The sequence below is a fragment of the Caproiciproducens galactitolivorans genome, from assembly GCF_029266045.1.
In the GTDB taxonomy this organism is placed as follows: domain Bacteria; phylum Bacillota; class Clostridia; order Oscillospirales; family Acutalibacteraceae; genus Caproiciproducens; species Caproiciproducens galactitolivorans.
In genome coordinates this window covers 246,428-259,563 of record NZ_JAJUFJ010000001.1, presented here as the reverse complement: position 1 = coordinate 259,563, position 13,136 = coordinate 246,428, and the positions used below count along the sequence as shown (strand labels likewise).

The window sequence follows — 13,136 nt, the reverse complement described above, 5'->3', positions numbered from 1 at the left end:
GAGAAGAATATGAACACATTTAAAAACGACGTTATCTTGTTGCTGGAATTGGAGTATGGGAAAACAGTTCAGCAGGCAAGTACCGTTGAGCTATATCATGCAATTACAAAAGCTGCCATGAAGCAGGTAACAGCAAAATGGGAAGTCCCGGTACCAGGGAAAAAAGCCTGTTATTTCTCTGCTGAGTTCTTAACCGGCCGGCTGATTTACAGCAATCTGATGAATTTAGGCCTTTTAAACACGCTTTCGGAATTGTTTCATGAACACAATATCGATGTTCAAGTTTTGGAAGAAGTAGAAGACGCCGCCCTTGGAAACGGTGGGCTTGGCAGGCTTGCCGCCTGTTTCCTCGATTCCGCGGCCACAAAGGAGATTCCCCTCAACGGATATGGAATCCGTTATCGCTACGGCCTATTTAAGCAGTATTTTGAAAATGGCTTCCAGAAAGAAGTTGTAGATGATTGGCAACGGTTTGGCGATCCATGGTCGTTGCGGCGCGAAGAGGAAAAAGTAACCGTTCGGTTTAAGAACCAGACGGTTTACGCAGTGCCATATGATATGCCGGTAATTGGCTACGGGGCGCAAATGATCAATACGCTTCGCCTTTGGCAGGCGGAACCCATTCATCCCTTTGATTTCCAACTCTTCAATGATCAGAAATTCGAAATGGCGGTTCGGGAGCGGAATGAAGCGGAGGCGATTTCTAGTGTATTGTATCCGAATGATTCCTCTTTGAAGGGGAAAAAGCTCCGCCTGAAACAGCAGTATTTCTTTACCAGCGCCTCCCTGCAAGATATGATATGTAGCTATAAAAAAAGGTATGGGAACAACTTTTCACATTTTCCGGATGAATACGCCGTGCAGTTGAACGATACGCATCCGGTTGTGTCGATTCCGGAGTTCATACGCCTTTTGGTTACAAATGAGAGAGTCACTTTTTCGAAAGCGTTAAAGCTTGCTAGGCAGATGTTTGCCTATACAAACCATACGATCATGTCGGAAGCCTTGGAAAAATGGGATGTCAGTCTTTTTAAGAGCGTCATTCCGAACGTGTACCGTTATGTTGTAATGATCGACAAGGCTCTGGTTAAAGAACTTGCGAAAATGGGGATTCCCGAAGACGAGCGGGGAGAGTATCGTATTATCGATGAAAACAATCAAATCCATATGGCAAGGCTGGCGGTGTTTGCCACGCATTCGGTCAACGGTGTTGCAAAAATTCACACGGAAATTTTGAAAAATAATACGCTGAAAGAATGGTATGCCCTTTACCCCCAGCGGTTCAACAATAAAACAAACGGGATTACACAGCGGCGCTGGCTTGCGCTCAGCAACCGGGAACTGTCCGGGTTCATTACTGAGAAAATCGGCAGCGGATGGCTGACCGATCTTAATAAATTAAAGAATCTGGAAAGATATAAAGATGATCCGGAAATGATTCGGCAGTTTGCGGAAATCAAGCAGATTAAGAAGCGCCAGCTAGTGGAGTATATTGAAGGGCAGGAAGGAATCAAACTGGATCCGAGCTTTCTTTTTGACGTTCAGGTAAAACGGATGCACGAATATAAGCGTCAATTGTTAAACGCTTTTTCCATCATGGATATTTACTACGGGATTAAGGAAGGGAGAATTCAAAACTTCCAGCCGACGGCTTTTCTTTTCGGCGGGAAAGCAGCCCCCGGTTATCTCCGTGCGAAGGGGATTATCAAGTTTATCAACGAGATTGCTAATCAAATCAATAATGACCCGGAAGTAAACGACAAGATGAAAGTCGTTTTTCTTTCAAATTACAATGTTTCCTATGCGGAAAAAATTATGCCCGCAGCGGATATTTCCGAGCAGATTTCAACCGCGGGAACGGAAGCTTCCGGAACCGGAAATATGAAGTTGATGCTCAACGGGGCTGTAACGCTGGGGACGTATGACGGGGCGAATATTGAAATTGTGCAGCAGGCGGGGGAGGAGAATAATTATATCTTCGGCGCGCGCGTTGAGGAATTAGAAAAGATAAAATCATTCTATGACCCGAAAGAAATCTATCAGCGTGAAGAAAGGGTACGCAGAGTGGTGGACAGCCTGGTCAGTGGGGAACTGGACGACGGCGGGACGAAGATATTCAGAGAATTATTCGATTCCTTGTTAATAGGCGCAAGCTGGCATCAACCGGACGCCTATTTCCTGCTTTATGATTTTCTGCCCTATTGCGAGAAAAAGCTTCAGGCAATTCAGGATTATGCGGATCGCTTCCGTTTTACCCAGAAATGCTTTTTGAATACCGCCAACGCGGGCGCGTTTTCCAGCGACAGAACCATTCAGGAGTATGCGGAGCAGATATGGTATGTATAAAGGCGCGGGCACGGCTCGTCCTTGCAAACCGGAGAAGGTTATGCTACAATAACGAGTAATAATGGTTGGGGAGATATGCATGGATATTTTTATTGAACAGCTTGTTAAGAGAAAAAAAGGAAGCAAGGACATTCTCATTTGGGTCGGCGTCCTGCTTGGTATTGCAATCATACTTTTTCTGGTTTTTGCCATGGCTCCTGTCCTGCTTCTACCTGTACTGATCGGACTTATCGCCGCGGCGTATTTTATTTTATCTTCCCGCAATATCGAATACGAGTACAGCGTAACAAACAGCGACATTACGATTGATAAGATTATTAACCGCCGGAAAAGAAAAAATGTTCTTTCCGTGGATGCGCACGACATAGAGTTTTTGGGGAAGTACACCCCGAAGGATCCTCATGCTAAATCCGGTGCGCAGCGCATCAATGCATCGGATAACGAAAAAGGAGAGGACGCGTGGTGCTTTACAGCGCGCCATCCACAGAAGGGAAATGTCTTTGTGCTGTTCAGCCCGAATGAAAAGGTTTTAACTTCCATAAAGCCATTTCTCACAAGGCAGGTAGCAATTGATGTTTTTGGTAGGAATTGATCTGGTCGAAAATAAAAGAATACAAAAATCGATATCTAATCCGCGCTTTTTAAGGAGAATACTGGGAACATCCGAGTATTCCCAGCTTGAGATGCGCGGATTTCCTGTTCAGAGCGTTGCGGCAAGTTTCTGTGCGAAAGAGGCTTTTTCCAAAGCGCTTGGAACCGGAATGCGCGGGTTTTCGTTGAGCGAAGTCGAGCTGCTACGCAAAAGTAGTGGGGAACCGTATTTGTGTTTAAGCGGGGAAGCTCAGCGGATTGCGGAAAGCCGGGGAATCGTCTTTCGTGTTAGTGTAACGCATACGAAAGAATATGCTTCCGCAGTAGTAATCGGGGAGGAAAAAAACAATGAAGGTATTAAATTGTGAGCAGTCGAAGGAGCTTGAAAAAAAGGCTGTAGACGCAGGAATGAGTTATTTGGAGCTGATGGAAAACGCCGGCGCCGCAGCCGTTCGCTTTATGCGGAAAAAATTCAGCCTGACCAATAAGAAGGTGGTTATTCTCTGCGGGAAGGGAAATAACGGAGGGGACGGGTTTGTTGCCGGCCGCCTTCTTTCTGAATACGGCGCACAGGTTTCCGTGGTTCTTGTGGACGGATACCCGGTGACGGAAATCGCCAAAACTATGTTTTCTCGTCTGAGCGACACAGCGGTGCGTATTGTTCATTATGCGGACAATGCGGGTACTGTCCATCTGCTGGTAAGCGGAGCGGATTTTATTCTGGATGCAATTTACGGAACGGGTTTTCATGGTTCCGCCGCAGAAAACCTACTTCCGCTTTTCCATTCGGTGCGCCATTCCTCCGCGACCGTCATCGCTGTGGATATGCCAAGTGGGGCCAACTGTGAAACCGGCGCTGTGGAAGGGGAATGCATCAAAGCGGATTATACGGTTACGTTTTCCACTTTGAAAAACGGACATATGATTCGGCCTGCACAGGAATACTGCGGGGAAATCGCCGTTGCGCCGATCGGTATCCGTTCGGATCTGATCAATTCGCAGGAGCATTCCCTTGAGGTTACGGAGCAGGCCGACGTCCGTTCGTATTTTACGCCAAGGAACCAGGAAAGCAACAAAGGGGATTATGGTCGCCTGCTGTGCCTGTGCGGGAGCGACGGAATGGCGGGGGCGGCCGTAATGAGCGCAAAAGCCGCTGTCCGCTGCGGGGCCGGTTTGGTAAACGTAGCTTTGCCCAGGTCGATTTATCCGATTGTCGCTTCTCAGGTAATTGAACCGATTTATACTTTGCTTGATTATGATCACAGAGGAAATTTGCAGAACGACAGCCTCACAGCCCTGTTTTATGCCCTTTCCTCGGCAAGCGCCTGCCTGATCGGGTGCGGGCTTGGACAAAGCAAACAGGCAACGGAGCTTGTCCTGGAGTTGATTTCCAAATCACAAGTACCGCTCATTGTTGACGCAGATGGCATAAACATACTAGCAGAGAATATAAATATATTGAAAACAGTCCAGGTTCCGGTCATATTGACGCCCCACCCCGGCGAAATGGCCCGCCTGCTTCAAACTTCAGCAAAAGACGTGCAGGCACATCGGCTTGCATACGCCCGGGATTTTGCGAAGGAGCACAATGTGATTTTGGTGCTTAAAGGAGCCGGCACGATCATTGCGGAACCAAACGGGATGGCGCATTTGAATATGACGGGGAATGCCGGAATGGCAAAAGGCGGCAGCGGTGATGTGCTGGCGGGCATGCTTGCTTCCTTTGCCGCGCAGGGGATGGACCCGGTAAAGGCGGCGGTTGGTGCGGTTTACCTTCACGGAGCTGCCGGCGACCGATGTGCCAAAGAATTTTCCAAAACCGCGATGCTGCCGACCGACATCCTTGATATGCTTCCGGGGCTGTTCTTGGAAATTGAGCAGTAAAGCCGCCTGTTTTCCGCGAAATACCGCGGCGCTCAATATTTTTTTGCGGAGAATGTACAGCCATGCGCCGAATATTTTGTATTTTCGCTTTTCTTGTTCTGGTTTTGCCGCTTGCCGCTTGTTCTTCGCCAACGGTGCAAGCAGCCGAGATTCATTTTTCTTTTCAATGCAAAGCCGATGTAAACACCAACGGAGAACAGTTCCTCTGCAATCTGAGCCGTACCGCGCCGGGCAGGGCAAGCGTTCAGGTTTTAAGCGGGGATTTAGATGGGTTGTCTTTTGATTGGGACGGGGACGGCTTTTCCATTTCATACAAGGACCTTTGTGCGAAGAGCGAGGACTGCGTGCTGCCGGATACGGCCTTTGCATCCGTTCTTGTTAAGGTTCTGGATTATGCGGAGAGAAGCGATTCCTTGACTTCGGGCGCAGATGGAAGCTTCACCGGAACTTTTGAGGATAAGGACTTCACGATCACCGTCGATAAAAATACAGGGGATATCCAAACGCTCGTTATTCCTGAAACAAATTTATCCGTTAAATTTTATAATCACAATAAAGAAAAAAGGTGTAACGTCTGTTACACCTTTTTGTTTTATATTTATGTCATCAGGCACAGATAAATAATATTATGTGTTAGGGACTGCCTATGAATAAAACCATTCAGCAATGTCAAGAATATTGGCAGAAACTATATCATAAATTATGCGGAGTGTGAAAGTGGTGAATATTCGAAGAGGCGATATCTATTATGCTGACCTAAGCCCTGTCGTCGGTTCTGAGCAGGGCGGTGTCCGTCCGGTTCTGATTGTTCAGAATGATGTTGGAAACCGGTTCAGTCCAACCGTAATTGCGGCGGCCATTACCAGCCAGCGGTCGAAAGCCAATCTTCCAACGCATATTATGCTGAACGCGGAAACCACCGGACTTGCGAAAGATTCCGTCGTATTGCTGGAACAGGTTCGTACAATCGATAAGCACAGACTGAAGGAGCGCATGGGGCGCCTTGATAATACGTGCATGTCACAGGTCGATCAGGCTTTGTCTATTAGCTTTGGCCTTGATTTTGCTCAGGAACAACGTGAGGCTACATAGAAGTGCCTGAAATCATAATAGCGACGTATATTTATTTGGGAATGCGGAAAACTAAGAAAACCAAATAAAAAGGAGTGTGTTACAATTGGCGTTAACGGAAAAGGAGCTGTCCGCAATTGAGGACCAGCTTAGTAACGAAAAGCTTCTTATCACAAAGTTTAAAGCCTACTCCCAGATGTGCTCGGATTCGGATATCAAGCAGAAATGCAATTCCATTGCGAGCCGGCATCAGGAACATTATGACAGGCTTTTAAACTTTTTGAGTTAAGGAGTGGGAACATGAACAATTCACAATCGAGCAATTCACAGTCCAGCGGCGCTCAGATGCAGGATAAGGAGATTTTGACCGATGTCCTGACTTCCCAGAAACATGTGACAGAAACCTATAATTCGTTTGCAAATGAGTGCGCGACCCCGAATATCAGAGACGAATTCATGCGTATTCTTGAAGATGAGCACAAAATCCAAGCCGAAGTTTTTGACGACATGAAAAAACGCGGCTGGTATCCGACGCCCGCTGCGGAACAGCAGAAAATCCAGCAAGCAAAGCAAAAATTCCAAAATCAGAACCAACAGTAATTACCGATCTGCCGGCTTCTTCCCGAAGCCGGTATTTTTAATTCTTGTTCCAATACAATATTTGACACAATGTTTGACCTTATACCGCTATAATAACTTTATCGCAGGGAGGGATCCTCTTTGAAGCAGAAGATTTACATAGATATTCTGGTCGGCGTAAATCTTTTTATCAATTATTTTTTATTGCTTGCTGTTTCAAAGCTTCTGTCGCTTCCGGTAAAACGTTCGCGCCTTCTCCTTGCCGCTTCTTTGGGCGCTGTTGGTTCCCTCTCGATTTTACTGCCGGAAATTCCGATGTTTTTTTCATTTTTATTAAAGATGGCAATGTCGGCGCTCATTATTCTGGCGGCGTATCCGCTTGCCGGGCTGAAATCCTTTCTGCGTGAACTCGCTGCGTTTTACGTCATCAGCTTTTCCTTTGCGGGATTCATGATTGCATTGTGGTATTTTTTCGCCCCTCAGGGGCTAATTATAAAAAATTCGGTTGTCTACTTCAATATTTCACCGCTGTTTCTAGTGGGGATGACCGTTATCTGTTATTTCATCATCCGGCTCATTCATCGCATAACCGGGCGGCAGGCCCCGGAAGACCTGTTCTGCACCATTCAAATCGATATGAATGGCAGGACCGTTTCCTGTTCAGCGAAGGTGGATACCGGGAATACGCTGAAAGAGCCGTTTTCAAATGCCCCGGTTGCTGTGGTGTGTGAAGACTGCATAACAGAAATCATACCAAAGGAGAATAAAAAAATCCGTTTGGTTCCTTATCAGTCCGTTTCCGGCACCGGGCTTCTTCCCGCGTTTAAGCCGGATAAACTGACCGTATGTATCGGAAGCCGGAAAACGGAAATTCACGAAGTGTACATAGCGGTTACAAAATCCAAGCTGGGAGCATTCAGCGCGCTTCTGAACCCGGATCTGTGTCAAAAAACGTCTGCCTAAATTTGGCCGTAGGCGGACGATTTATCCGCCGCGGCGGCAGCGGCAAAAGGGACAGATGAAAATGGGAATGAATAATTTGATACGGGAATTGGGAAATAAGCTGTCACAAATATGGCTTCGGCTGGGCCTGAACGGGCATATTCACTATATCAACGGGCCCGAAACGCTTCCTCCGCCGCTGACCAAGAAAGAAGAGGAGAAGGTGATGCAGAATATTCTGAATAATATTCCGAATGCGCGGGAACCGCTCATCACCCATAATCTCAGGCTGGTTGTTTATATCGCAAAAAAATTCGAATCAAGTAGCGCCGGAGTCGAAGATTTGATTTCCATCGGGACCATCGGCCTGATTAAGGCCGTAAACACTTTTTGCCCTGAACGGAACATCAAGCTTGCTACATACGCTTCCCGCTGTATTGAAAACGAAATTCTGATGTACCTGCGCAAAAGTTCCCAGCTTAAAAACGAGGTGTCGATCGATGACCCGCTAAATGTCGACTGGGATGGGAACGAGCTTTTGCTTTCCGATATTTTAGGTAGTGAGCAGGATACGGTCAATCGCAATATTGAGCAGGAGGTGGAACGGGATCTGCTGCTGGATGCAGTCGCACATCTTGCTCCGCGTGAGCGGGAGATTATGCAGCTTCGCTTTGGTTTAAATAATACCAAGGAGCATACGCAGAAGGAAGTCGCCGATACCCTTGGAATTTCCCAATCCTACATATCGCGCCTGGAAAAGCGCATCATTGAACGGCTGAAGAAGGATTTGGAGCGGGTCAGTTAGCTTTTAAATAGGGGAGGATTATGCTGTAGGCCTCTTTTAAGCGTTCATAATTGTAATACCGGCAGTTGGCCGGACTTGTAGAAGGCAGGGGGATAGAAGGAATTCCGGTGTTTTTCTCGCAGAAGCGATGGTACAAGGAAGCTGCTTTTGCGCCAGTTGTAAATACGGGTGCTTATTCCGTTTTTTCTCAGGAAATCGCCAATGTCGTTCGGTACAGGGTTCTGTATGCTGTTGTCGTCCGCGCCGGTAATGGTACAGCTTTTCAGAACGTCCCAAAGCGCAATATGGTTCCGAAGCAGGAAATCGGTTTTTTCCTCATTTGTTACCGGAAGTTCCTGGGACAGCAGGTCGGAAACTACGCGCCAGAAACGGTTTTGTGGATGGGAGTAATAAAAACCCGCCTCGCGGGATTTGGGCGACGGCATGGTGCCCCCAAAATCAAAACGCGGGAATCTACGTCGTAAATCGGCGGTAAAGTATGTTCAACCGTTTCCATTGCAGATTCCTTCCTTTTGTTGAATCATATATTTTATCAACTCCGAATTTTGGTTCGGGCATTTTCCGTCCATTACGGCGTTCAGAAGAAAAGAAAGCGTTTTGCCGATCTCGGCGCCCTTGGGAATGCCCAGCTTCATCAAATCCACACCGTTGACGGCAAGCCCCTTTATGGAATAGCAAAGGCCGGATTTCAGAATGTCGTCCAGAATTTTTTCCGTTTCCGCCAATTTTTCCAGCGCTTTGCTATCAACCGGGAGCCGTGCTTTCGCATCCGCCTCTTTTACTTTTAGCAGCAGCCGGAAATGATCGGCTCCAAGTTGGTTCAAATACCTTAAAATCTGTTTTTGTTCAGAAGGCAGCGGAAGATTCCGCTGCTTTACCAGCTCCGATACAGTACGGACAGTCCCTCCGTCGTATCGGAGTCTTTTTAGCGCCTGTTCTACCATTTCGGCACCCTTCAAATCGGGATATTCATGCTCTGTTTTGCTGATCTCATGAAGAAGCATTGTCAGGCGCAGTATGGGCGCTGCTTCCACGGCGCTGATGGCTTTCAGAGTGTGCTCCCAAATATTCTGGCCACAGCTGTTGTGCAATGTGGGCAAGGGTTCAATTTCGGGGAGAAACTGTTCGATGGCTATGCGAAAATCCCTTAGAATTCCTTCGGCTCCGCAGCCACAAATGAGCTTGGTGAATTCCGTATGGATCCGTTCGGCCGAAATCAGGCGGAGACGACCGCGATTTCTTCGGATGCTTTCCGATGTTTCTCTTTCAATTTCAAAACCTAGGACGGAAGAAAAACGCAGCGCGCGTAAAATCCGCAGACCGTCCTCCTGAAATCGAAGGTCTGGATTGCCTACGCAGCAGATTCGCCGGTGCCGTATATCTTCCAGCCCTTTGAAACAGTCGACCAGTCCGTTTGCGGGATTATAAGCCAACGCGTTCATGGTAAAATCCCTGCGCGCCAAATCCTCTTTCAGATTCCGCGTAAAGCGGATACTGTTAGGGTGGCGGCTGTCGGTATATTCGCCATCTATCCGATAGGCGGTAACCTCAATTGGCATATGGTCAATTTGCACGGTTAAGGTTCCGTGCTTTATTCCGGTTTCAATACATTTATAATTTGTAAAAGCCTTCTTTATTTCCTCCGGCCTTGCGGAAGTCGTAACATCCCAGTCAAAAGGCTTCTTGCCCATTATGGTGTCGCGCACGCAGCCACCGACTATGTAGGCCTCAAAGCCGGCGCGCACCAATATTTCGATTGCTTTTTCAACCTGTGGCGGTAATTGTATCTTCATTTCTCCGCCCTTCTTACACTATAAAATAATTGCGAAAATTCATTATAAATAGTATATACTGGAATACGGGGAAAAGCAAATAGGTGTCCGAATATTTTTAATTTTTCCTTCGCATGAATCACCCTACCCATGGTAATAATGATAGTAAGTTTTACATGGAATGAGGGGACGGCATGCAGTACAACAAAGTTGAAATCTGCGGGGTAAACACCTCTAAGCTCAAGGTTCTTACCGAAAAGGAAAAGATGGAGCTGCTACGCCGTGTAAAAGAAGGCGATACAAAAGCGCGCGAGGACTTAATCAACGGAAACCTGCGCCTTGTGTTAAGCGTAATTCAGCGTTTTACGAACAGAGGGGAAAACCTGGATGACCTTTTCCAGGTTGGCTGCATCGGCCTGATTAAAGCGATCGACCATTTTGATATCAGCCAGGGCGTCCGTTTCAGCACATATGGCGTTCCCATGATCATCGGTGAAATCCGGCGTTATCTGCGGGATAATAATTCCATTCGTGTCAGCCGCTCTTTGCGCGATACGGCCTATAAGGCCATGCAGGCGAAGGAAAGGATGACGGCACAGAACAACCGGGAGCCGACCATTGAAGAAATTGCAAAGGAACTGGACTTGCCCCGGGAGGATGTCGTTTTGGCGCTTGAATCCATTGCCGAACCGGTTTCCCTTTACGAGCCGGTTTTCTCGGACGGCGGCGATACAATTTACGTAATGGATCAGGTGGGGGATAATAATGATGATTCCAACTGGCTTGATGAAATCGCGCTCAAGGAAGCCATCCGGGATTTGAACAGCAGGGAAAAGCGTATTCTGTCCATGCGCTTTTTTCAGGGGAAAACGCAAATGGAGGTTGCTTCGGAAATCGGTATCAGCCAAGCGCAGGTTTCCCGGCTTGAAAAAGCCGCTTTGGACAAAATTAAAAAAGACATATAATGGTCATTTTTTTATCACTTTGTTATCACAATGAATCATTATAATCGCTGTATTAGATTTTAGGAGGCTTGTCTATGCAGCGATTTTTTGTTTTTGTTCGGAAAAACAAATATTTCATTGCGCTGTTTTTAATTTCAGTGCTCTCTTTCGGCTTGAATTTTTATGCCATATCCAATAATGGAACCGGAAACGAATATTACGCGGCCTGCGTTAAAAGTATGACGCAGAGCCTTAAAAATTTCTTTTTCGTATCATTTGACCCGGCCGGAATGGTATCGGTTGACAAGCCCCCGCTCGGTTTGTGGGTTCAGGCAATTTTTGTACTTATTTTCGGCTACCACGGTTGGGCGATGATGCTTCCGCAGGCTTTAACGGGAACTGCGTCCTGCATTCTAATCTATATTTTGACCGCCAAGTATTTCGGAAAACCCGCGGGACTGATTTCCTCCCTTTTCTTTGCTTTCACTCCGGCTGTGGTGGTTGTGGCGCGGAATAATACGATGGATATGCAGCTTGTCTTCGTCCTGCTTGTATCCGTATGGTTTTTATTCCGTTCGATTGAAAAAGGGAAATGGCGGTATCTTTTTGCAACGGCTGTCTTTATCGGGCTTGGCTTTAATATTAAAATGTTACAGGCGTACATGATTCTGCCCGCAATTGCGCTTACCTATCTGATTTATGCGAAAGAAAAACTCGGCAGGCGGTTCCTTGCGGGCATCCTCAGCATGGTCATTCTGCTTGGCGTGTCTTTTGCGTGGGTTTTGGTTGTCGAATTCTATCCCTCCGAAAACCGTCCCTATGTGGACAGCACCAGCAACAATTCCATGCTTGAACTGGTAATAGGACACAATGGAACAGAACGGCTGTTTGGGCAAGGCATGGGCGGCGGAAAAGGAATAGGGAATGTCGGTACACCGCCTTCCGGGGATGGAACCAACGCACTCAAAATTCCGGACGGAAGTAATACACCGGGAGATAATATGCCGGGAAAACCGGACGGGAATGGTATGCCGGACAGTCAGGACGGTAACGGTACAGATGGATTTGCGAAAAGGAACCGGGACGATGGGCGCCGTGCGGATAACCCGAATGGCGGCGTGATCGGAGGCGGCGGTTCGGAAATTGGAAACGCCTCGCCACTACGGCTCTGGTCGTCGAATCTGTACGGCCAGGGTTCCTGGTTTCTGCTCTTTGCGCTTTGCAGTATTCCTTTGTGCCTGCGAAAGAAAAGGAGTATGCAGCAGGGAGCGTTGGTTTTCTGGACGCTCTGGCTTGTTGTCATGGCTGTTTTCTTTAGCTTTGCCGGGTTCTATCACCGCTATTACCTGTGTATGCTTGCACCGGCGATTGCGGTATTATGCGGAATCGGCATTTTTGAAATGTATAAGGGCTTTAAAGAGCGCAAGGAAAAGAAATCGGACTATTTGCGGCCGGTACTGCTCCTGATCGCTTTCCTTGCCAATATCGGGCTGCAAATCGTATGCGTATTCTGGTATTCGGAGCTGGTAGCGTGGATGCTCCCCGTTATTGCAGGTGCAGCCGGGATCGGAATTCTTCTTCTAGTGGTGTTCTGCGTTAAGACGAAACAGGGGGTTCTCCTGCTTGCAGCCACGCTGCTTGTGCTTTCGTCCCTCGTTGCCCCGGCTTACTGGGCGCTGACCCCCGTAATGGGTTCTCCGAATGCCACCATGCCTTATGCCGGGCCGGAGCTGATCCAAAGCGGGAAGGTCGGCCGGGGAGGCGCGTTCGGTACGCAGAAGGAGCCCCAAAACGCAGTATCCGGTCTGGAGCAGTACCTGCTCAAAAATTATAAGGCAGGGAGTTTTCTTATTACGGCCCAGCGTTCTGCAACCGTTGCGCAGTACATAATCGATACGGGGCTTCCCTGCTATGCCTATGGCGGATTTTTAGGAACGGATAATTCCTTAACGCAGGAGAAACTGAAAAACCTTGTGTCAGAAGGAAAGATCACGTATTTCCTCCTATCCGGAGAGGGCAGGCAAAATGATGAGATTGCTTCCTATGTAAAGGAAAATGCGGTCAAAATTGACGCGAGCGAATACAACTCCGGTGGCAACTCCGGAAAGACAGGCGCGATGGGCCAAATGGGCGGGACGTTATATTTATTTAAGTCCTAAAGATAGAATAAAGCCGCTGTGATATATGACAGCGGCTTTTGAA

At 47.6% G+C, this 13,136-nt stretch carries 14 protein-coding genes; 12 read left to right on the top strand and 2 right to left on the bottom strand.

The window, feature by feature from the left end; all coding sequences use genetic code 11:
- Positions 1 to 9 precede the first annotated feature (9 nt).
- The 10 genes from P9B68_RS01250 (at position 10) to sigE (ending at position 8,218) form a co-directional block, all read left to right on the top strand.
- Positions 10 to 2,346 carry a glycogen/starch/alpha-glucan phosphorylase gene (locus P9B68_RS01250; protein WP_277668316.1) on the top strand — a complete coding sequence of 779 codons (2,337 nt, stop codon included), beginning with the start codon at positions 10 to 12 and terminating at the stop codon, positions 2,344 to 2,346.
- Between the two features lie 79 nt (positions 2,347 to 2,425).
- Positions 2,426 to 2,938, top strand: a complete 513-nt coding sequence (locus P9B68_RS01245) for a DUF6106 family protein (protein WP_135659121.1) — start codon at positions 2,426 to 2,428, stop codon at positions 2,936 to 2,938.
- A complete protein-coding gene (gene acpS, locus P9B68_RS01240) occupies positions 2,919 to 3,305 on the top strand; it encodes a holo-ACP synthase (RefSeq protein WP_135659123.1) in 387 nt (128 codons plus the stop codon). The genes P9B68_RS01245 and acpS overlap by 20 nt, the downstream gene beginning before the upstream one ends.
- A complete protein-coding gene (locus P9B68_RS01235) occupies positions 3,286 to 4,821 on the top strand; it encodes an NAD(P)H-hydrate dehydratase (RefSeq protein WP_135659125.1) in 1,536 nt (511 codons plus the stop codon). The genes acpS and P9B68_RS01235 overlap by 20 nt, the downstream gene beginning before the upstream one ends.
- Before the next feature lie 62 nt (positions 4,822 to 4,883).
- On the top strand, positions 4,884 to 5,441 hold the full coding sequence (locus tag P9B68_RS01230) for a hypothetical protein (protein WP_135659127.1): 558 nt from the start codon (positions 4,884 to 4,886) through the stop codon (positions 5,439 to 5,441).
- Between the two features lie 82 nt (positions 5,442 to 5,523).
- Positions 5,524 to 5,913, top strand: a complete 390-nt coding sequence (locus tag P9B68_RS01225) for a type II toxin-antitoxin system PemK/MazF family toxin (RefSeq protein WP_407932243.1) — start codon at positions 5,524 to 5,526, stop codon at positions 5,911 to 5,913.
- Positions 5,914 to 5,998: 85 nt separating this feature from the next.
- Positions 5,999 to 6,181: a spore coat protein gene (locus P9B68_RS01220; protein ID WP_135659132.1), complete on the top strand. Its 183-nt coding sequence runs from the start codon at positions 5,999 to 6,001 to the stop codon at positions 6,179 to 6,181.
- Between the two features lie 11 nt (positions 6,182 to 6,192).
- Complete coding sequence (locus tag P9B68_RS01215) at positions 6,193 to 6,492, top strand: spore coat protein (RefSeq protein WP_243112970.1); 300 nt, start codon at positions 6,193 to 6,195, stop codon at positions 6,490 to 6,492.
- Positions 6,493 to 6,612: 120 nt separating this feature from the next.
- Positions 6,613 to 7,434 carry a sigma-E processing peptidase SpoIIGA gene (locus tag P9B68_RS01210; RefSeq protein WP_135659134.1) on the top strand — a complete coding sequence of 274 codons (822 nt, stop codon included), beginning with the start codon at positions 6,613 to 6,615 and terminating at the stop codon, positions 7,432 to 7,434.
- A 55-nt stretch (positions 7,435 to 7,489) separates the two neighbouring features.
- The gene (sigE, locus tag P9B68_RS01205) at positions 7,490 to 8,218 is read left to right on the top strand and encodes an RNA polymerase sporulation sigma factor SigE (RefSeq protein ID WP_207669560.1); all 729 of its coding nucleotides are present in this window, start codon (positions 7,490 to 7,492) and stop codon (positions 8,216 to 8,218) included.
- A 44-nt stretch (positions 8,219 to 8,262) separates the two neighbouring features.
- On the opposite strand, the gene P9B68_RS01200 is transcribed toward sigE, so the two are convergent.
- Both P9B68_RS01200 and P9B68_RS01195 read right to left on the bottom strand, forming a co-directional pair.
- On the bottom strand, positions 8,263 to 8,643 hold the full coding sequence (locus tag P9B68_RS01200) for a uracil-DNA glycosylase family protein (protein WP_330686031.1): 381 nt from the start codon (positions 8,641 to 8,643) through the stop codon (positions 8,263 to 8,265).
- A gap of 57 nt (positions 8,644 to 8,700) precedes the next feature.
- Complete coding sequence (locus tag P9B68_RS01195) at positions 8,701 to 10,011, bottom strand: CCA tRNA nucleotidyltransferase (RefSeq protein ID WP_135659138.1); 1,311 nt, start codon at positions 10,009 to 10,011, stop codon at positions 8,701 to 8,703.
- A 173-nt stretch (positions 10,012 to 10,184) separates the two neighbouring features.
- Here P9B68_RS01195 and sigG point away from each other — a divergent pair, with 173 nt between their 5' ends.
- Both sigG and P9B68_RS01185 read left to right on the top strand, forming a co-directional pair.
- Complete coding sequence (sigG, locus tag P9B68_RS01190) at positions 10,185 to 10,955, top strand: RNA polymerase sporulation sigma factor SigG (RefSeq protein WP_135659140.1); 771 nt, start codon at positions 10,185 to 10,187, stop codon at positions 10,953 to 10,955.
- A gap of 74 nt (positions 10,956 to 11,029) precedes the next feature.
- Positions 11,030 to 13,093 carry an ArnT family glycosyltransferase gene (locus tag P9B68_RS01185; RefSeq protein ID WP_277668315.1) on the top strand — a complete coding sequence of 688 codons (2,064 nt, stop codon included), beginning with the start codon at positions 11,030 to 11,032 and terminating at the stop codon, positions 13,091 to 13,093.
- Positions 13,094 to 13,136: the final 43 nt, after the last annotated feature.